The organism is Pseudoalteromonas sp. SWN166, assembly GCF_015864485.1.
GTDB lineage: Bacteria > Pseudomonadota > Gammaproteobacteria > Enterobacterales > Alteromonadaceae > Pseudoalteromonas.
This window is the reverse complement of the sequence record NZ_JADYXB010000002.1, coordinates 1-19,255: the sequence shown is the minus strand read 5'-3', so window position 1 is coordinate 19,255 and position 19,255 is coordinate 1. Positions and strand designations below refer to the sequence as shown.

Annotated in this window: 16 protein-coding genes; 5 read left to right on the top strand and 11 right to left on the bottom strand. The window is 39.1% G+C overall.

Annotated elements, in window-relative coordinates; translation table 11 throughout:
* The first annotated feature begins 357 nt into the window (after positions 1-357).
* Positions 358-1,086: an NUDIX hydrolase gene (locus I6F49_RS01360; protein WP_166419481.1), complete on the top strand. Its 729-nt coding sequence runs from the start codon at positions 358-360 to the stop codon at positions 1,084-1,086.
* 100 nt (positions 1,087-1,186) lie between these two features.
* Here I6F49_RS01360 and I6F49_RS01355 read toward each other — a convergent pair whose 3' ends face one another.
* A complete protein-coding gene (locus tag I6F49_RS01355) occupies positions 1,187-1,948 on the bottom strand; it encodes a 2-keto-4-pentenoate hydratase (protein WP_197178071.1) in 762 nt (253 codons plus the stop codon).
* 188 nt (positions 1,949-2,136) lie between these two features.
* Between I6F49_RS01355 and I6F49_RS01350 the strand changes: the two genes are divergently transcribed.
* The 3 genes from I6F49_RS01350 to I6F49_RS01340 all read left to right on the top strand — a co-directional run bounded on the left by I6F49_RS01350 (position 2,137) and on the right by I6F49_RS01340 (position 6,682).
* On the top strand, positions 2,137-4,968 hold the full coding sequence (locus I6F49_RS01350) for a TonB-dependent receptor (protein WP_165739262.1): 2,832 nt from the start codon (positions 2,137-2,139) through the stop codon (positions 4,966-4,968).
* 173 nt (positions 4,969-5,141) lie between these two features.
* On the top strand, positions 5,142-5,879 hold the full coding sequence (locus tag I6F49_RS01345) for a FadR/GntR family transcriptional regulator (protein WP_149605834.1): 738 nt from the start codon (positions 5,142-5,144) through the stop codon (positions 5,877-5,879).
* Positions 5,880-5,947: 68 nt separating this feature from the next.
* The gene (locus I6F49_RS01340; RefSeq protein WP_197175043.1) at positions 5,948-6,682 is read left to right on the top strand and encodes a FadR/GntR family transcriptional regulator; all 735 of its coding nucleotides are present in this window, start codon (positions 5,948-5,950) and stop codon (positions 6,680-6,682) included.
* Positions 6,683-6,784: 102 nt separating this feature from the next.
* Here I6F49_RS01340 and I6F49_RS01335 read toward each other — a convergent pair whose 3' ends face one another.
* The 10 genes from I6F49_RS01335 to I6F49_RS01290 all read right to left on the bottom strand — a co-directional run bounded on the left by I6F49_RS01335 (position 6,785) and on the right by I6F49_RS01290 (position 18,193).
* Positions 6,785-7,405 (bottom strand): 2-dehydro-3-deoxy-6-phosphogalactonate aldolase, encoded by a 621-nt coding sequence (locus I6F49_RS01335; RefSeq protein ID WP_165739258.1) that lies wholly within the window; start codon positions 7,403-7,405, stop codon positions 6,785-6,787.
* A complete protein-coding gene (locus I6F49_RS01330; RefSeq protein WP_197178070.1) occupies positions 7,396-8,403 on the bottom strand; it encodes a 2-dehydro-3-deoxygalactonokinase in 1,008 nt (335 codons plus the stop codon). The genes I6F49_RS01335 and I6F49_RS01330 overlap by 10 nt, the downstream gene beginning before the upstream one ends.
* An 18-nt stretch (positions 8,404-8,421) precedes the next feature.
* Entirely contained in the window at positions 8,422-9,585 is a 1,164-nt protein-coding gene (locus tag I6F49_RS01325) for a mandelate racemase/muconate lactonizing enzyme family protein (protein ID WP_024594150.1), read from the bottom strand.
* Positions 9,586-9,595: 10 nt separating this feature from the next.
* The gene (locus I6F49_RS01320; RefSeq protein ID WP_197178069.1) at positions 9,596-11,023 is read right to left on the bottom strand and encodes an NAD-dependent succinate-semialdehyde dehydrogenase; all 1,428 of its coding nucleotides are present in this window, start codon (positions 11,021-11,023) and stop codon (positions 9,596-9,598) included.
* A 123-nt stretch (positions 11,024-11,146) separates the two neighbouring features.
* Positions 11,147-12,130: a hypothetical protein gene (locus I6F49_RS01315; protein WP_197178068.1), complete on the bottom strand. Its 984-nt coding sequence runs from the start codon at positions 12,128-12,130 to the stop codon at positions 11,147-11,149.
* A 1-nt stretch (position 12,131) separates the two neighbouring features.
* On the bottom strand, positions 12,132-12,911 hold the full coding sequence (locus tag I6F49_RS01310) for an SDR family NAD(P)-dependent oxidoreductase (protein WP_197178067.1): 780 nt from the start codon (positions 12,909-12,911) through the stop codon (positions 12,132-12,134).
* Between the two features lie 11 nt (positions 12,912-12,922).
* Positions 12,923-14,494, bottom strand: a complete 1,572-nt coding sequence (locus I6F49_RS01305) for a sugar porter family MFS transporter (protein WP_197175037.1) — start codon at positions 14,492-14,494, stop codon at positions 12,923-12,925.
* 201 nt (positions 14,495-14,695) lie between these two features.
* The gene (locus I6F49_RS01300) at positions 14,696-15,571 is read right to left on the bottom strand and encodes an SMP-30/gluconolactonase/LRE family protein (protein ID WP_197178066.1); all 876 of its coding nucleotides are present in this window, start codon (positions 15,569-15,571) and stop codon (positions 14,696-14,698) included.
* 17 nt (positions 15,572-15,588) lie between these two features.
* Complete coding sequence (locus tag I6F49_RS01295; RefSeq protein ID WP_197178065.1) at positions 15,589-16,752, bottom strand: mandelate racemase/muconate lactonizing enzyme family protein; 1,164 nt, start codon at positions 16,750-16,752, stop codon at positions 15,589-15,591.
* Positions 16,753-16,771: 19 nt separating this feature from the next.
* Positions 16,772-18,193 carry a sulfatase gene (locus I6F49_RS01290; RefSeq protein ID WP_197178064.1) on the bottom strand — a complete coding sequence of 474 codons (1,422 nt, stop codon included), beginning with the start codon at positions 18,191-18,193 and terminating at the stop codon, positions 16,772-16,774.
* Positions 18,194-18,611: 418 nt separating this feature from the next.
* Here I6F49_RS01290 and I6F49_RS20545 point away from each other — a divergent pair.
* Positions 18,612-19,255 (top strand): multiheme c-type cytochrome (locus I6F49_RS20545; RefSeq protein WP_331461434.1); only part of this gene is annotated, 644 nt, incomplete at its 3' end.

Here is a 19,255-nt window from a genome sequence, read left to right as displayed (position 1 = left end):
CAATTTTCAATGCAAATCGATATAGTCAAAAATACTATATGCATTTTTGGCACATGTAAACATTTATGTTACATTTTTAATCAGCCAGTAATTTATTTAATACATGACGCTAATTTGGCGTTAAATTTACTAACATACGAAGGCATTAGCCGTTCAATAAAAAACCACTACTTGGCCAAAATAAAAAAGGTGCGTTGATACATTAAATTAGGTACAGCTGAAATAGCGGTTAATTAAATAGATGTGATTGTTTTAGATAGGATTTATAAATGTTTTTTATTTGCGCTTTAAGCGCCTTTTATATACTCTTAATAGTCTTTATAACAATATGTATGTATAGCATTGGCTGAGTAATTTATGCACCATAAAACATCAAATATTTCTAACAATATTGACGAAGAATCGATTCCTGATGACTGCATTAGTAATCTAACCGTAGATAATATTGTATTTGCTATCCATGAAGGTAAGTTAAAAGTGCTGCTGGTTAAATATAATCGCGGTCTTGCAACAAGCCAATGGGGTTTAATTGGTCATTGGGTTCGTAAAGACGAAAACTTAGACCTTGCAGCTCTGCGTGTTGTTAAAAGTACCACCGGTGTTGAAAACCTTTATTTAGATCAGTTAGGTGCATTTGGTAACGTAGACCGCTACCCCGCTAGGCGTATTATTACTATTGTTTACTACTCGCTCGTGCGCTTTGAAGAAACCAATCTTGTGAGTGGCGATAACGCTGTAGAATGTGAATGGTTTGATGTAAATAACGTCCCTAGTTTAATGTTTGACCACGCCGACATTTTAAAAAGTGGCCTTGATTACTTACGCTATAAAGTAAGGCACGAGCCTATCGGTTTTAGCTTACTCCCAGAAAAATTCACCCTGCTTGAGCTACAAGGAATTTACGAGTCGATTTTAAATAAGTCACTCGATAAGCCTAACTTCAGACGTAAGTTTCAAAAAATGAACTTATTAATAAACTGCAAAGAAAAACAAACCAACGTAGCCCACAGAGCTGCTACTTTGTACCGTTTTGACATAAACGTATATGAAAAATTAAGAGAGTTTGGTTTTACGTTCGAGTTTTAAATAATTTGATTTTTGTTTTACCGTAAAACCAAAATACACGTGTAGGTTAGCTGTACAACGTAATTTAAAAGCGTTGGCTAACCTACAGAACCTCAGTGTATCAACATGAAAATTCGACTGTAATCTCTCCTAAACCTTCGTACTTTATTGATGTTTTTTTATTTATATCTAATTGCATTAGACCGTTATAAGAGCCGGTAATAAAAATATGGCCTGCTTTCAATTCAAACCCATTTGCCGTTAAAAAGTTAATAGCCCAATACAAAGGAAGTTGCGGCAAACCTGCAGGATGCGTCCCCGCATAGCTTTGTAAATCTTCGCCCTGTTTAACATCAATATTTATATCACTGCTCTCATATGCTTTTTTAACGTCTACTTTAGGGCCTAAATATACACCTTGATTAGATAATCCATCGGCCAATTTTTCATAGTGTGTTGCTTGATAACCCTCTGGAAATCTGTTTTGAATAAGCTCCAACGCTAAATGGGCACTACCAATGGCATTATCTATATCCTCATCTTTATATTCTTCATAGCTTGCTAGGTCTTTGTTTAACACAAATGCAATTTCTGGCTCAATGAGCGCTTTATTATTTTTTGTGAAAAGAGCACAACGTCCCATAGATTTAACCGGTGCATGCAAAAGTGGCGCGAGGATAATCGTGCCATCACCTGATGGAAGCATACATTTCCAACCATACACTTTTTGATTATTTAGCTTAATCATCAACTTCTGAACTTCTAAAACGTCGTCTACAGAATTAAGCGTTATATCTGATGATAAGTCAGGTATCGCAATGCCTTGCTCTCTTTTATTTAGTAAATGCTTAGCGATATGTTCAAGCAAGATTGAGTTATCCACTGTAGTTCCTTTTTTGCTATTGAAAGTAATTTGCATAGCAATAATAACAGTGTTCTTGACAATTAAACATATGATGTTTAGATTTCTCGAACGTTATTCTTTTGCGAATTTACTTCTTGTTAAGTGAGTAAACTCTCAAAGGTTGAACTTTATCTGACGACACGACACACAAATATATGGAGATCACTATGCGTTCAAAGAAAAAAATTGCACTCGGTGTTTTAGCCGCTCTCTCAAGCTGTTCATTTGCTCAAGCTGCTACAAACGATAAAGTAAAAGACGATACTGAAGTCATTGTTGTAACGGGTGTTCGTTCAAGTCTCGAGGCCGCATCATCTCTAAAACGTTACAGCGATAGTGTTCAAGATAGTATTGTTGCTGAGGATATTGGTAAGTTTCCCGATCAAAATGTTGCTGAGTCTTTACAACGTGTTCCTGGTGTTTCAATTAACCGTGTAAATGGTGAGGGCTCAAAAATAACCGTTCGTGGTTTTGGCCCAGAATTTAACGTTGTTACATTAAACGGGCGCACATTAGCCACTTCTGAAATTGGTCGTTCGTTTGATTTTCAAGTATTAGCAGCTGAGCTAATATCGGGTGCTGATGTAGTCAAGTCACCTACGGCTAAAACGCCTGAGGGCAGCATTGGTGCTTATGTAAACGTTAAAACAGCACGCCCATTAGATAACCCTGGATTGCATGTATTGGGCTCTGTAAATGCTAAATACAGTGAGCTTTCTGGCGAAACAAGCCCTGAATACTCTGCGTTATTTAGCAATACGTTTGCTGATGAAACATTTGGTTTTAATATTGCCCTTTCACAACAAAAAAGTGATAACCGATACGATTCAATGGGCACTACCCGTTGGTTATTACTCAATAATGAGCCAGGTGTGATTGAAGGCGACATTCATAATTTAGATGGCAATGTGGTTACGCCAACTATGCTTCGCCATGCCGGGCGAATTGAATACGCATTAGGGCAAGAGCATCGCGAACGTACTGGCATTAATACCAGTTTTCAGTGGGCACCAGATTCAAGCTTTACCAATACCTTTGATTACATGTATACGGATCTCTCAGTAGAAACTCAAACTCAAGGTTTGCAAGCCGGCTTACAGTATCCTAATTGGCGAAATGTGGTTGTATCAGACAACGGTACTATTTTATCAGGCACTAAGTTTTCGGGTAAAACACTGGGCGGAACTGGTGAAAATGTTGATTTTAGAATTGATGGTTTATTTCAAGAGCTGGAGTCAAAATCAAAAACACAGGCATTTGGGTTTAATTCTATAAAAGAATTTGATGTATTAACGCTTGAGTTTGATATAAGCCATTCAACATCAAAATCAACGCCACGTAGCGACTTATTAGTTCCTAATTATATTTCACCGGAGCGAAACGACAGTTTAAATTTTGATTTTAGAAACACTGATACCGTTAATTTAGACACAACCATTGATTATGCTTCGCCGACAAGCGTGAGAGCACATTGGAATCAAGTTTCACATTACGAATTAGAAGACACGATTACGGAGCTGCAAACAAAAGGGAAATACTTACTCGATTTAGAGTTTGCTGAAAGCCTAACCTTAGATTCAATCGATTTTGGTATTGCGTATTCAGATCGCGAAAAAGTAAGAGATCGCTTTGAAACATTCCATGAAGATAACTGTGGTTTAGTAGCACCGAATGCCGATATTTGTGGCGAACTTAGAGATATGCCTGATGACATCTTTTCAGCAAGTCCCTATTCAGATTTTTTAAGTAGTGAGCCGGGTAATTTTCCGCGTGACTTTTTGTTTGCTGATATAAATAAATACCATAGCGCTATTCGTGATATGACCAAAAATCCAAATTGGCCAAACGAGCAATATAACGAAATCGCATCATCAAGCGTCACCGAAGAGAAAATAAGTGCTTATTCGCAGTTTAATCTCAGCGGCTTAATTGGTGATTACGATTGGCGCGGTAATGTGGGAGTCCGTTATGTAAAAACGGATACAAGCTCAAGCGGTTACGGAAAAAGGCGCCTAGGTTATACTGGCGAGCTTGATAATGGCCAACCTTTATTAGTTGTTGATTACACAGACTCAGGAAGCCTTAAAGCCAAAAACAGTTACACTAACTGGCTACCTAGCGCTAATTTTAGTATTAATTTAAGTGATAACTTATTGGTAAGAGCCGCAGCGGCTAAAGTTATGTCGCGCCCTGCCATTGACGACATTGGCGTACAAACAACGTATACCGATATGCAAGCAGGTAGCTTTTCTCAAACAGGTGGCAATCCTTATTTAGCACCTTATAAAGCTAATCAATACGATTTATCTTTTGAATATTATAGTGATAGCGGCGATTCTTACGCGGTTAACTTTTTCAAAAAGGATATATCTAGCACAATTGCACAAATAACTTATCTAGATAATACGCCTGATATTTGGGATGGGTCGCAATACGTTGATTCATCAGTAAGTATTGATGGATACGGCAATGTAAACGAAACTATTAATACTAAACAAAACCAATCAGGCGGCTCAATTACTGGAGTAGAACTTGCTGTACAACATAATATGGATTATTTACCGAGCTTTTTAAATGGCTTAGGTGTGCAAGCAAACTATACATGGGCTGATACTACAAATAAAAACACACAAAAAATAGAGCTTCCAGGTGTCACCGACCCAGGTGATAAATTAGAGGGATTTGCCGAAAACTCTTATAACATTGTTGCCTACTACGACAAAAATGCATTTCAAGCGCGTTTAGCCTACAACTGGCGAGATGACTTTTTAAGTAGCCGAGCAGGTATACGCAGTGGTGGATTACCAGAGCATACTGCAGCTTATGGTCAGCTCGACTTTAGTATGTCTTATGCGGTTAACGATAACTTTACGCTAACAGGCGAAGCAATAAATATAACTGATGAACGTACCTATCAATATGCCGATGTAAAAGAGCGCGTTATTAATACCCAATATACTGGTCCGCGTTACCGTATAGGTATACGCGCTAAGTTTTAACGCTTTATTGAAATAACCCAAATTGCTATAAAGATCGCTCATCAGCGATCTTTATTATATTCCCACTATGTCACTTTTAAACATATAAACAACGATTAAAATTAGTTACCACTCCCCCCTATTTTGTGCACATTACATTGACCAGTCAAACATAATATGTTTATATTAAAGATATGAGCGAACTTATATATTACGACCTAAAACAAACATCAGGAATGGCAGCAAGCCTTTCTGTTCAAGTGGCTAAAGAAATTGGCAGACGCATTGTGTCTGGATCATTTGAAGCCGGCAGTTTAATTGATGATGAAGATGCACTCGCTAAACGCTACCAAGTAAGCCGCGTAGTAGTACGCGACGCGGTAAAAATCTTAGTAAGCAAAGGCCTACTTGATGTACGCAGAGGTATTGGTACGCGTGTACTACCTCGTGATAGATGGAATATGCTAGACGATGACGTATTAGCATGGCATTTATCAGCACCACCTAATCGTAAATTTTTAGAGCAATTAATGGACGTGCGCCTAGCCTTTGAGCCAAAAGCAGCACGTTGGGCAGCTGAACGTGCGCGCCCTGAGGATTTAATTGAAATTGCAGCCGCATGCGAGCGCATGGCTAAAACAGATAACAGCGCAGAAGATTTTATTATTGCTGATTCTTTATTTCATAAGGCCATTATAAAAGCAGCGCAAAATAGCTTTTTAGCTTCTATGGAAGGCGTTATTTATTCTGCACTTTTAGTTAGTATTAAAGTAACAAATAAAGACCCGCGCGATAACGGTGCATCTATTCCGTTTCATCGTGAAGTGTACGAAGCCATTGCTGCAAAAGATGGCGATAAAGCCGAATTTCTCACCGAAAAACTCCTAAAAGATGCCAGCTTTCGTCTTTCTGCGACAGTAAATAACAAATAGCCATTGTTTATTGTCGCAAATTCATATAAATAGTACGTATAAATAAATAATACGGACACTAAGATACTATGAGCGAATTAACATACTACGATCTAAGACGCAGCAGCGCCATGTCACCTAGCTTACCGGTACAGGTAGCTAAAGAATTAGGCCGTAGAATTGTTGCTGGCACATACACTCCTGGCACACTGATTGATGATGAAAACCGTTTAGCTGAACGTTTTCAAGTAAGTCGAGTTGTTGTTCGTGATGCAGTAAAAATTCTTGTTGGTAAAGGGCTTTTAGATGTACGCAGAGGCATTGGCACTCGCGTAAAAACCCGTGATAACTGGGCGTTGCTTGACGATGATGTTCTTGCGTGGCATTTAAGCGCCCCACTTAATCCTGAGTTTTTAACTCAATTAATGGAATTTCGTTTAGCATTTGAGCCCAAAGCAGCGAGTGTTGCAGCGCTTCGCGCAGAGCCTGAAGATATTAAAGCCATTGAAGATGCATTAAATGAAATGCAAAGCTCGGTAAGCGATTTAGATAAGTTTGTTATTGCTGATGCGCATTTTCATGGCGCTATTTTACGCGCTTCTCATAATGAGCTATTTATTTCTATGGAATGCGTTATTTTTTCAGCGTTGCTTGTGAGTATTAAAGTAACAAACCAAAGTGCACAAAGTAATCATGCTTCTATTCCGTTTCACAGAGAAGTATTTGATGCTATTGCCACCGGTAATAGCGAAAAAGCACAAGCCCTTACAGAAAAGCTTTTAGCAGATGCTAAAGCCAATTTGGCTAAGTTAATGGATATTTAATTTATTTTAAATAGCACCGCTAACTCATCATTTATTGTGAGAGGAATGATGAGTAGCGATGCAAGCACAACAACGTTTTATCGCAATTTTATTAAAAATTAATTAAAGATAATATTCAGCATAATTTTTAGCATTAGTCGTAAATTCTTCTAAACCCATTCCGGCTTTATACAAGCCGCTTCCTAAACCAAAACCAGTTGCCCCTGCATTAACAAATTCGTCCTGGTTTTGAGGCGATACACCGCCAACAGGGTAAATATCAATACTAGAAAGCACCGTTGTAATTGCTTTTAAGCCTTTTGGGCCAGCTGTATCTGCTGGAAATAACTTAAGCGCGTCGGCACCAGCATGCAGTGCAGCAAAACCTTCAGTGGGTGTATAAAATCCTGGTACGCTGTATAATCCTTTTAATTTACTATAACGGATCACCTCTACATCGCTATGCGGCGATATAATAATACGCCCACCCGCTTCAATCACCTGATCAACTTCGTCTTTAGTAACAACCGTGCCCGCGCCAATAATGGCTATATCTGCGTATTTATCACTTAATAACTTAATACTTTTTAATGCCTCAGGAGAATTAAGTGGCACCTCAATAACGCGGTAACCAATATCAATAAGTACTTTTGCATAATCAAGCACTTCATTTGGTGTAATACCGCGTAAAATAGCAATCAGTGGTAGTTGCTTCATAGCATGAGTTAACGTAATTAATGACATAATTGAGTTTCCTTTTTAGTTAAAAGACCGGCCTGTACAGCTAGTGTAAACATGCCTTTAGTAGATGCCGTAGCACTGTTTAAAATAGAAGAAGTGAAGCCGAGTTCTTTTAATGCTTCACAATAGAGAGTGTTTAAACTTGAGTTACCAATTAAATAAACTTGCTTAATGTCGTTTAGCTTACTTTTAATATCCGCAAGCTCAGCGCCAATAAGTAAACCAGATAAGTAACTAGGTACGTTTTGCAGCGTTAATTGTTTATCTAGCTTTAAAGTACGCGCACTAAATAATGCACTTAATAAACTGCTCTGAACTTGACTAACACCAACGCCTTTTAAAAAACTTGGCATATCTGTTGGTGTTTTATCTAGTGACTCTAGCCCTTCACCTAAAATGCTTTGTTTAGTCAATAAATCAAACATTTCGCCGGTCATGAACGTACTAAGACTTGTAATAACCGTTTTTTGGTCAGTATCTTTTGCAACTTGAACCCACTTAGAGTGAGTACCGGGTAGGCAAAACATAGTCTCACTCAATGTTTGATTACTTAGCTCACCCGCTGTTTGCTCTACATCTAATACAGCGCCAAATACTTGTACTTCTTCACCGCGCATTACATCGCATACATTATTTTCCATAACGTATTTAACACCCGGCACAATACTAATTTGTAAGCCTGCTTTATTATTTGCTTTACAAAGGTTTACGCTCATACTACCGAGATTAGCTGGCGCATTTACATAGCCTGTATCTTGCCAACCTATAGCACCGCCTACCATACCCGCCATAATAATCGGCATTTTATGCTTTGATAACCAGCCTGATATATAACTAAGTAATACGGTTTCTAAACAGTCATTTTTAATACAAAGTACGCCCTGTTCACCATTAACAGTATCTAAAATGCTGCCTTTGCCATCGACTAAAAAAGCTCTAAAGTTAGAGCTTCCCCAATCAACCACAATTAATGCTGGTAAGTTGCTTTTGTTATCGCTCATAAGCCTTGCCCTTATTTATTAAATTGATACTTCGTAATGTTTAATAAAATCAAGGTCGGGCTCAATACCAAGGCCTGGACCTTGTGGTAGCGCAACTGTTCCGTTGTTATTTTTAACTTGCTCGTTAATATTTAGAGACTCTTGCAATAACTGCTCTCTAAATAAGTTTGGCGTTGTATCGTACTCAAGCATAGGTTGTACTGGGTGTGCAGCACCTGGTAAATCAGGTAACGCAGCTAATAAATGTAGATTAGTACCTACCGCAATAGCCGAACCCCACACATGGTTTATAACAGGCACAAAATGCGCGTGTGCCATAGCTAATACTTTTTGATATTCGGTAATACCACCGAGCGCACACACTTCTGGCTGGAGTAAATCAACGCAGCGGTTTTTAATTAAGTCTCTAAAGCCCCAGCGAGTAAATTCTGCTTCGCCACCGGCAATGCTCATATCAAGTGCTTCACATAAATCGCGATAGCCTTGATGATCCTCTGGTGCAACCGGTTCTTCAAACCAGTACACGCCTAAATTTTGCAGCTCTCGACCTAGCGGAATAGCTTCGCGCGCTGTATATGCATGGTTAGCGTCAACCATTAGGCGCATATCGCGGCCAATACCCTTACGCACAGCTTCAACAAGCTTTATATCGCGGTCTGGCGAAAGGCCTATTTTCATTTTCATGGCCGTAAAGCCCATTTCTTTAATGCGTTGGCTTTCTTCGGTAAAGCGCTCTTCCAGGTTTGGAAATTTTTGTAGCATCATGCCGTAACCATAAGCCGGAATGCGGTCTCTAAAAGCCCCCCCTAGTAACTTATAAACGGGTTGATCTAAAAATTTACCTGCAATGTCCCACAGAGCAATATCTACACCAGATAAAGACTGAATAGGCATGCCTTTTTGGCCATGATCGCGCAGTAAGTTATAAACTTTATGCCAAATCACTTCTCTGTCGAGTGGATCCATGCCCAAAATCATGGGTTGAATTACATGCTCAACAATTGTTTTATTGGCAAACGCAACGCCGCCACCGCCAAAACATTCGCCCCAACCTGTAATACCTATATCGGTACGAACTTCAACTAAATGTGCGGTACGTTTAGCGTAATACTGCTGCGAATAACCAAGTTCTTCTTCTAGGTCGTACTGTAAAACGTGGCTAATAATTTGTGTGATTTTCATAGTCTGTTCCTTAAACCTTTAACGCGCGAGAAACACGTTTATATGCAAGGTAGTCATCTAAAGCTAACAACGAACAATCAACACCCACGCCCGATTGCTTAATACCAAAATGAGGTAGATTAATGCTGTATTTAATGCCGTTAACCTGTACTTCGCCAAAGCGTAAATGTTTTGCAAAGTAAGAAATAGTCTCTTCGTTACTACTAAAAATAAATGAACTTAAACCAGCGTCCGTGTCATTTGCATCGCTAAGTACCTGTTCGTTATCACTAAACGTAATAATACTAATAACAGGGCCAAATATTTCGTCTTTGTATAGATTCATGCTCGAATCAACATTTGTGAGTACGGTTGGTTCGTAAAAATACCCATTAACGCCTGTAGGTTTTTTACCACCTAATTGTAATTTAGCGCCTTTTTGCTGTGCATCTTTAACTAGCTCATCAATCCGTTGCCATGAGTTAGCATCCATAACGGGGCCCATATCAATGGCCTCGTTTTTATCAAAACCAACTTTTACTGCTTTTGCACGAGTAAGTACTTTTTCAATAAATTCATCAGCAACGCTTTCGTGTACAAATACACGATTTGGGGTAACACAAATTTGCCCTGCGTTGGCAAACTTAACGCCACAAATCACATCGGCTGCGTTATCTAAATTTGCATCGCTACATACAATGGCAGGTGCATTACCACCAAGCTCCATTGAATAACGCTTGATTGACGTAGCACCTGTTGCAATTACATGCTTACCCACATTAGTAGAACCAATTAAAGTAAGTACAGAAGGAATAGTTGACGCTGAAATGGCATCGCCTACGGTGCTATCCGTGCCCGAAAGTATGTTAACCACACCTGCTGGCAAGCCGATTTGTTCACATAATTCGCCTACAGCATAAGCAGACAAAGGCGTTTTACTTGACGGTTTTACTACAAGCGGACAACCCGCAGCCATTGCTGGGCCTAATTTATAAGCCAAATTTAATAATGGAAAATTCCATGCTAAAAATGCAGCCGCTACACCAACAGGCTCACGCGAAAGAACATGGCTGTGTGTACCTTCATTATCTTTTAATTCTTCATCGGCGATATTAACAATGGCATCAGCGTAAAAATTAAGGCTATCAACTAACATTTGAAAGTCGTCAGCGGTTGACTGCCATGGTTTAGCCATTTCTAAATGTACGCATTCACGTAAGTGTTGCTCGTTTGCAATTACTGCATCACGCAGTTTAAGCATCCATTGAGCACGCTCTGTTGCAGGCGTTGTTGACCAACTTGAAAATGCTTCTTGCGCAGACTCTAAGGCCATGTTTGCTTCATTAATACCTGCAGCCGAAATTTCGCCTACAACTTCGAGTGTTGCAGGATTAATAATTTCGGTCGTTGCGTCACTCGTTATTAATTTTCCACCAATATACAGTTGTTTAGAAAGCATTCTGTCGCTCCATTATTATCTACAACACCCTAAGGGCTAAATGACTAAAGTAAGACACACAGGCCTTAATACATAATAACTATTTAAACATATGATGTTTGATTGAGCAAACACAAAATACATTTAGTTAACAAAAAAACTCATATGCCAAGATTTATGAGCATTGCTTTTAATTAAGCCTTCTTCTTCACTCGCCATGGCTTTGTGTAAAGAATCGCTATTGCCTATACAAGGTTCTATCCCAAGTACAAAAGGGGGTAGCTGCTCATTGGCAGACCAACCGTTGTAATTAAACCAAAGCCCCAAGTGACTTATGTTTGTTGATGAAAATTCAAACCCGCAGCTTTGCTGAGCTTTATCATCAACCAGTTTTACAATTATATTTAGATCTTTATGAGTGCCCGTATTTAAGTGTTTGCTAAAAACCTTACTTGCAAAACCACTGTTATAGGGCATAACTTTATTTAGCGGCGGGACTTTAATTGAGCACTCACTCCAGTTAATAAAGGCACTATTAACGTTATAAAAATGACTTAGCCCTTCATCAACTTTAAACTCCATATGTTTGTTATTTATTAAAATACGCATCTCTGGTTTTATGGCAAAAATAGGATGCGCTGACCAAACAAAAGGGAGATTGTGAGTTGTGTTATTTTTTACGTGGTAATCAACAAGCAGCCGCTTACTGTGTTTTTTTAAGGTAAACGTTCTTATAAATGTAAAAGTAGAGTCAAAAACCTCAGCTTGTAAGCTAAGTATTATTTCTTCATCGCTAATATGGGTATTAGTTATTTGCCATGCTTGGCACCACAATTCACCATGATCATGTGAAAAATGTGTTTTATTGGGGATATGTTCGTACAGCTGAGGAGAAATACCCGGAAAACATTCATCCCAACCACCGCTATCATGCTCAGAGAAATCATTGTTTTTTGCAGGTTTTAAAGTGATTTGTTTATCGTGAGCAAGCCACTCTCTATTGTGTTTTAAGCTTACAATAGAGATGACTTTTGCACCCAACTGAGGAATAACTGTAATAGCAAGCTCACTATTTTTTAGCAAAATAGCCTCAAAACCATGAGCCTTACAGTGTGTTAAGTTAAGCACTTTAATCGTGATAAATTACAGAACGGCCGCCATCAATGATTAAGCTTTGCCCCGTCATAAAACTCGAATCTGAACTGGCTAAAAACACGGCTGGGTAAGCGATTTCTTCAGTTGTTCCATTTCGTTTTAGAGGATGTACATCGCCCATTGCTTTGCGTGAAGCTTGCGGATCGTCTGTTTGCTCCCACGACTTAAACGCCATAGGTGTTTCTATCATGCCTGGGCACAGTGCGTTTACTCGTATGTTGTGCTTTGCGTATTCAACGGCCAAGTTTTTAGTTAGCCCTATAACCGCATGCTTAGTTACCGCATACGGAAAATACCCCGGTACAATTTTATAAGAATGCACAGAACCTACATTTATAATACTACCACGGCCTAACTCTTTCATATGCTCAAGTACGGCTACAGCACACTGCCACATACCTTCAACATTAACCGCAAAGCTATCACGCCACATTTGTGGAGTAACGTCATCTACGTTTCGCCCGGGGCTAATTAAAGCCGCGTTATTAACTAAAATACTGGGCTTGCCGAGCTCATTAACTACTTTTTTAACCATGTTTTTTATAGCCGTTTCGTCGCTAATATCGGTATGAGCAAAAATAGCATCAAACCCTTTGCTTTTTAGCTCTGCTACAACACTTTCACCCATTTCTTTATTTATATCAGCAACACACACTTTAGCGCCTTGCTCACAAAATACGCGTGCTACTGTTTTTCCAATTCCATCGGCTGCGCCAGTGACAATAGCAACTTCGTTTAATAATCGTGATGACATAGTTATATTCCTTATTTATTGAGCCCAGGGACCAAATCGCGTTCAATGGCCTCAATAGACTTGCCCTTAGTTTCGGGAAGTATGAATGCCATAACAATGCAGCCTACAATAGCGACGCCTCCGTAATATAAAAACGTATTTGCTGCGCCCATGTTCTCTAATTGCCAAGGGAAAAACTGCTGAATACTCCAGCTAGAAATACTCTGTACTAAGGCGGCAAAGGGTAACGCAACACTGCGTACTCGGCTTGAAAATATCTCCGAGAATATCACCCACATTATTGGCCCTATCGACATATTAAAGGCGGCTAAAAATGCGAATAATCCAAATAAAACATACGCAGGACTAATATTTATAGAAGCATTAATAATTGCACCGGTAACAACTGGTAGCTCTTTTTTACTGTAAATAGTGGCTAAATCTGCTTTTAGTGCAACATCAGTGCTGTATATTTTATTTTCGAAAACGTGCAGCTTTGTAATATCTACTTTTTGCTCTGCAACTTTGGTTATTGCTTCACTGTTGAGTGAGTACGTGGCATTTTCAAAACCATACCAAATTGATACATGCGCAACAGCAATAAGCAGCAAACCGGTAATGGTTAATGTTCTTCTGCCGAGTTTTTCAACAAAGAATATGGCGACCAATGTAAATAATACAGATACCGCACCAAGTACTATTGTTTGTAAAAATGAGTTTTCGACGCTCATACCTATTTGTTCAAACACGGTAGGTGCATAAAACAATACGGCGTTCATGCCGGTTGCGCCCTGCACTACTGCGTAACATACAGCAAGTAACACAACAAAACGCATAGGCTTACTAAACAATACTTTAAGTTGCTCTAGTGCACTGTTTTTTGAATCTTCTTGAATGGTTGCTTTAATATCATTAAGTACTATTTCGGTATCGGCGTTATTGATCCCCATACCTTTGAATACAGCGCGTGCTTCTTCATCACGTTTTTTGCTCATTAACCAGCGCGGCGATTCAGGAATCGTCATTAATAACGAAAACCAAATAATATTAGGCACAATTTCAAAGCCAAGCATATAACGCCAAATATTTGCTTCATTTAACCATTCAATTGAGCCCATGTTTTTAACAAAAAAGTAATTAACAACAAACGCAAATAAACTACCTAACGTTATAAGTAACTGATTAACTGATACAAATTGGCCGCGTTTATTAGCGGGTGCAATTTCACCAATATACATGGCTGAGACGGTTATGGAGGCAAATGCGACCCCTCCTATAAAGCGTCCAACAACCAGCATGGGGTAACTTACCGCAAAAGCAGAAATAACCGTAGAGAGTGAATATGTTAAAGCAATGCCAATAAGTACCTTTTTACGACCAAATTTTTGGCATAAAGTACCAGTAAAAAAAAGTGCGATGATTACGCCAACAATGGCGCAACCCACTACATTACCTGTTTGTAAACTGGTTAGCTCAAACTGCGAACTAACATAGCGTAACGCCCCCGATATATTGGCCGCATCTAGGCCAAATACAAATCCGCCAAATGCTGCAATGAGGGAGTACTTAATTGCTTTTGTTGATTGTGTGTGTGTGTCTTTCAATGTATTACCCTTAGTTTTATTTTTATACTTTTACTGTGTTGGTAATGAGTGCTCTACAACATATAAAAGAATAACATTGATAGAATTAGTAAAAACAATATAAACATATGATGTTTATATGTGCAATGTGTTTTTCCTCTCACATCTAATTAATATAAGAGGAAAAAACACAAAATTAATATTTAAAGTGAATACGTAAAATTAAAAACCGTCTATTTTAACGCAAGGCTCAAATACGCCTTTTACCGCATTTTTAAATGCAAGCGTAGCGCCGTGAGGTATAGCATCAAATGGGGTATCTTCTAGGCCACATTGTGCTGACGTTACGTAAAGTGTTGTACCATCGTCACCAAATGCTGGGCATGTAGGGCGAGGTGTTTGAGTCGCTAAGCTTTGAATTACCTTAGCTTCGGGCGATATGCAATCTACACGTGCGCCATCCCAAAGTGCAATCCACATGTTGCCTTCGCTATCAATTACAGCGCCATCAGGTGATACAGCTGAGCTTGAATAGTCAAAAAACAACACACTTTCTCCTATTGGCGAACCCGTAAGTGAGTCGACGTCAAATCGGTAAATTTTTTGCGTTTTTGAATCTGCGTAATAAGCTCTAGCACGCGACTTATCAAAACAAATACCATTGGGTATGGTTAAATCACTAACAACTTGAGTAAGTACGCCGTTGTGAAAACGATATATTGCCCCTTCGTTTTCGTGAGCATCGCCGTGCATTGTGCTTATCCAAAACCCACCCCACGGATCGGCACGCCCATCGTTACTGCGGTTGTCAGGTTTATCTGCTTCAACGCTGCACAAAAAAGTTTGCTTATGCGTGCTGGTATTATAGGTATTTAGGCCTTTATCACTTGCTAGTAATAGGGTTTCATTGTTTACCCAAGCCAGAGCGGTAACCATATTATCTAAGCGTTGCTCAACTTTATGGTCGCCTTTTTTGCTGTGCAAAATATGGTTTGGAAAATCAACCCAATAAAGCGTTTGTGTGATCGGGTGCCACAAAGGCCCCTCGCCTACAAAATTTAGTGTGTTATCAAAAACAGTCGCTGTAAGTGTATTCATTTAATTCTCTAAACAAGTTACCAGTTAGTATGTGAACCATCACCCTTTGATAAATGCGGCGCTTCGGTTTCTACAGGGGTTGCCAATCTAAACGCGGCTTCATTCACTTCAACACCTAAACCAGGTACTTCAGGAATAGTAAATTTATTGCCTGTTAACACATGCTGCTTAGGAAAAAGAAGTGGATCATGAGCGCCAAACTCACTAAACGGGCCTTGGTGCGTTTCCATTAAGCCTAAATTTGGTAGCGCTGCTGCAAAGTGATTTGTGGCTGCTGTACACACAGGGCCAAGCGGGTTATGTGGCATAACATCGATATAATGTGCCTCAGCCCAACCAGCCACTTTCATTGCTTCTGTTAAGCCACCAATGTTACACACATCAACACGTAAATACTGAGTAAGCCCTTGTTCTATATAAGGCTTAGCTGCCCATTTAGAGCTAAACTCTTCACCAATAGCAAAAGGAATATGCGTTAAAGTACGCAGCGTTTTATACGCATCAGGAGATTCATGACGAATCGGTTCTTCAATAAAATCGAGTGTATCGGGCTTTAAACGTTGGCAAAACGAAGCTGCCTCAGCCACGCTTAATCTGTGGTGGTAATCAATACCGAGTGTAATATCAGGCCCAAGTACTTTACGCAGCTCATTTAAACAACGCGCTGTGCGCGTTATAGATTCTTGTGGTTCAAAAAACACAGGGTCGTCAAAACGACTCGGTATCACTCTTATTGTTGTCCAACCTAGCGCTATAAGTGCTTTTGCTTCTTTAACTAAATCGTCAAATTTATCAGGATCGGCCTCTGTATAACAACACGCAAAACACGCTATATGTTCGCGTTGTTTGCCCCCTAACAACTGATAAACAGGCACTTGTAGTGACTTACCTAAAATATCATAAAGAGCAATATCAATGGCTGAAATAGCAGCCGTAATTACACGGCCCCCTTCAAAGTAATGGCTGCGGTAAAGCTCTTGCCAAATACGGCCAATTTTACGTGGATCTTGTCCTTTCAAAAATCCAGCAAAGTGATGTATCGCGCCAATAACTGCTTGCTCTCGATTTGATAAGCCCGATTCGCCCCAGCCAACTATGCCACATTCGGTTACTACTTTTACTAATAGCTGATTACGTTTTCCTACGCAGCCTAAAAGCGCTTCAACAGATTCTATTTTCATTATTATTACCTATGCGTTATTAAGGTTGAGTTGCTGGTAAACGGTATTTATCCATGCGGTCTATATCGTATTTTTCGTATTTTCTTTTTAATAACCAGCGCGGACGCTCTAACGTTAATTCCCATTCAAACAATGATTTAAACATAGTTTTAACACGTTCAGGATTTTTTGCTGCTAAATCTGTTTGTTCACTAATGTCTGTGCTTAGGTCGTATAGCTCTGCTGGGCGGTCTGGGTAACGAATAAGTTTCCAATCGTTATCGCGTATTACAGCTCTGTTTTCTTTTTTCCAGTACATCACTTTATGTGGGCGTGCTGTGTTTTTACCTTGAATATAAGGGAGTAAATCAACGCCATCAATATCATTACCTAACGCCTTACCTTGTGCGGCACTGTAAAAAGTAGGCAGTAGATCTAGTGTGCTTACTGGGTAGTCGTAAGTCGAACCTGGTTTAATATGTTTTGGCCAACTAATTAAGAATGGTACACGAATGCCCCCTTCTAACTGGTTTGATTTAGTCCCTGCAAGTGGTGCATTATTTGAGGCGTTTTTATCAGATGGGCCACCGTTGTCGTTTGAAAAAACCACAATAGTATTATCATCTAAGCCTAGCTCTTTAAGTTTATCAAGTACATAACCACTGGCTCTGTCTAACCCTAGGGTCATTGCAGCAAGCTCTTTACGTTTACCCGTTAAGTTTGGAAACTTAGCTAAATCTTTAGGATCTGATTCAAGCGGAGTGTGTACTGCGTTAAAAGCTAGGTAGATAAAAAAGGGTTTATCTTTGTTTTGTTCAATGTATTTAGCGGCTTCTTTACCTAACTCATCGGTTAAGTACTCTTTTGGCTCTTCGTAATTGCCAAAGTCGCGTTCTAATTTTTTATCAAAAAAATGTTTGTTTCCATTTTTCATTTCTTGTTCTGAATAGTTAAAGTAGCTTCTGTCGCCACCTCTAAACCCTAAAAAGGTATCAAAACCACGTTTTAAAGGATGAAACCTGTCGGCGTCACCTAAATGCCACTTACCAAATACCGCTGTTTTATAACCCTGCTCTTTAAGATAATCGCCCATTGTTTTTTGATCTAATGGCAAGCCCATATCTGCACCTTTAAGTGCTGAGTTATCGCTCATAAAACCTGGTACGTTAATTTCTTCGTAACCAAAACGTTGCTGGTACTTACCCGTCATTAAACCTGCGCGTGAAGGGCCACAAGTAGAATCACTTACGTAACCTTGAGTAAAACGAACACCGCTTTGGGCAAGTTTATCTAAATTAGGTGTTTTAAGCTGCGTACTACCTTGAAAGCCAAAATCACCAAAACCTGCGTCATCAGCAAAAATTAAAACAATATTAGGTTTTTCTGTTTGTGCTTTTGCCATTGCATTAGCACTAACGCAAAAGCCTAAACATACAGAAAGAAGAACAAGTAGCTTATTCATCACAGTTTCCTATTTAATATAATAGTTAAGCACATAGCTAAAAAATATTAATTACACCATAGCTAACATATTGGTTATATTAGACTATTACGGCTAGTTAATTTAATGGTTGAGTTGTAAATAATGCGTTTATAAATCACAATATCGCTACACTAAACAAAACATAACAATATTGCAAACATATGATGTATGATATTTTGAAATTAATTTTTCAATTTCTCACTATTACTTAAGCCTAATAATAGTCTCAGCTTAAAGGCAAAGCTCATTTATTGAGTACTTAGCTGCGGCCCGTTATTTAGTTTTAAGTATGCATTAGTGTGCTATTAAAGGTGGATTCTAAAATGATAAATATAAAAAACAGCCTTTTTGTTGTTCTTTTTTTATGCAGCTGTTTTTCAGCGATTGCAAATGATGAGTGCCAGTCTTGTNTGTTCTTTTTTTATGCAGCTGTTTTTCAGCGGTTGCAAATGATGAGTGCCAGTCTTGCCATCAACAACAAACCCTCGATTGGAAACAATCAGACCATGCAAACTCAATGGCTTTAGCCAATAAAGATACCGTGCTTGGTGATTTTAATAATATAACTGCGACCCACTTTTCTCAAAAAGCCGTTTTTTATAAAGAAAAAGAGGCCTTTTTAATTGATTTGACCGAGCAAGGTACCAAAAAAACGTACACCGTAAGTTATGTATTTGGCTTTGACCCACTGCAACAGTATTTAATTGAAGTTGAAAAAGGCAAATACCAAGTATTTCCCTTTGCATGGGATAGTCGCGCTAAATCACTAGGCGGAAAGCGTTGGTATGCCAACTACGCTAACGAAGATGTAAAACCCAGCGACCGTCTCCATTGGCTGCAACCTCTGCAAAACTGGAACGGCATGTGCGCCGATTGCCATTCTGATAATTTAAAGCGTAATTTCAATAGTGAAAAGGAGCGCTTTGATACGCACTTCTCGAATATAAATGTGGGCTGTAAATCGTGCCACAGCGATATAACGGATGAACATAAAACTAAAAAAATAATAAAGACAGCTCAAACAAGCCCTACCAATATGTC

What these genes read in the sequence shown, in the direction of transcription:
- I6F49_RS01360 (WP_166419481.1), top strand. Translation starts at nt 358, where the DNA reads ATGCACCATAAAACATCAAATATTTCTAACAATATTGACGAAGAATCG.
- I6F49_RS01350 (WP_165739262.1), top strand. Translation starts at nt 2,137, where the DNA reads ATGCGTTCAAAGAAAAAAATTGCACTCGGTGTTTTAGCCGCTCTCTCA.
- I6F49_RS01345 (WP_149605834.1), top strand. Translation starts at nt 5,142, where the DNA reads ATGAGCGAACTTATATATTACGACCTAAAACAAACATCAGGAATGGCA.
- I6F49_RS01340 (WP_197175043.1), top strand. Translation starts at nt 5,948, where the DNA reads ATGAGCGAATTAACATACTACGATCTAAGACGCAGCAGCGCCATGTCA.
- I6F49_RS01335 (WP_165739258.1), bottom strand. Translation starts at nt 7,405, where the DNA reads ATGTCATTAATTACGTTAACTCATGCTATGAAGCAACTACCACTGATT.
- I6F49_RS01330 (WP_197178070.1), bottom strand. Translation starts at nt 8,403, where the DNA reads ATGAGCGATAACAAAAGCAACTTACCAGCATTAATTGTGGTTGATTGG.
- I6F49_RS01325 (WP_024594150.1), bottom strand. Translation starts at nt 9,585, where the DNA reads ATGAAAATCACACAAATTATTAGCCACGTTTTACAGTACGACCTAGAA.
- I6F49_RS01320 (WP_197178069.1), bottom strand. Translation starts at nt 11,023, where the DNA reads ATGCTTTCTAAACAACTGTATATTGGTGGAAAATTAATAACGAGTGAC.
- I6F49_RS01310 (WP_197178067.1), bottom strand. Translation starts at nt 12,911, where the DNA reads ATGTCATCACGATTATTAAACGAAGTTGCTATTGTCACTGGCGCAGCC.
- I6F49_RS01300 (WP_197178066.1), bottom strand. Translation starts at nt 15,571, where the DNA reads ATGAATACACTTACAGCGACTGTTTTTGATAACACACTAAATTTTGTA.
- I6F49_RS01295 (WP_197178065.1), bottom strand. Translation starts at nt 16,752, where the DNA reads ATGAAAATAGAATCTGTTGAAGCGCTTTTAGGCTGCGTAGGAAAACGT.
- I6F49_RS01290 (WP_197178064.1), bottom strand. Translation starts at nt 18,193, where the DNA reads ATGAATAAGCTACTTGTTCTTCTTTCTGTATGTTTAGGCTTTTGCGTT.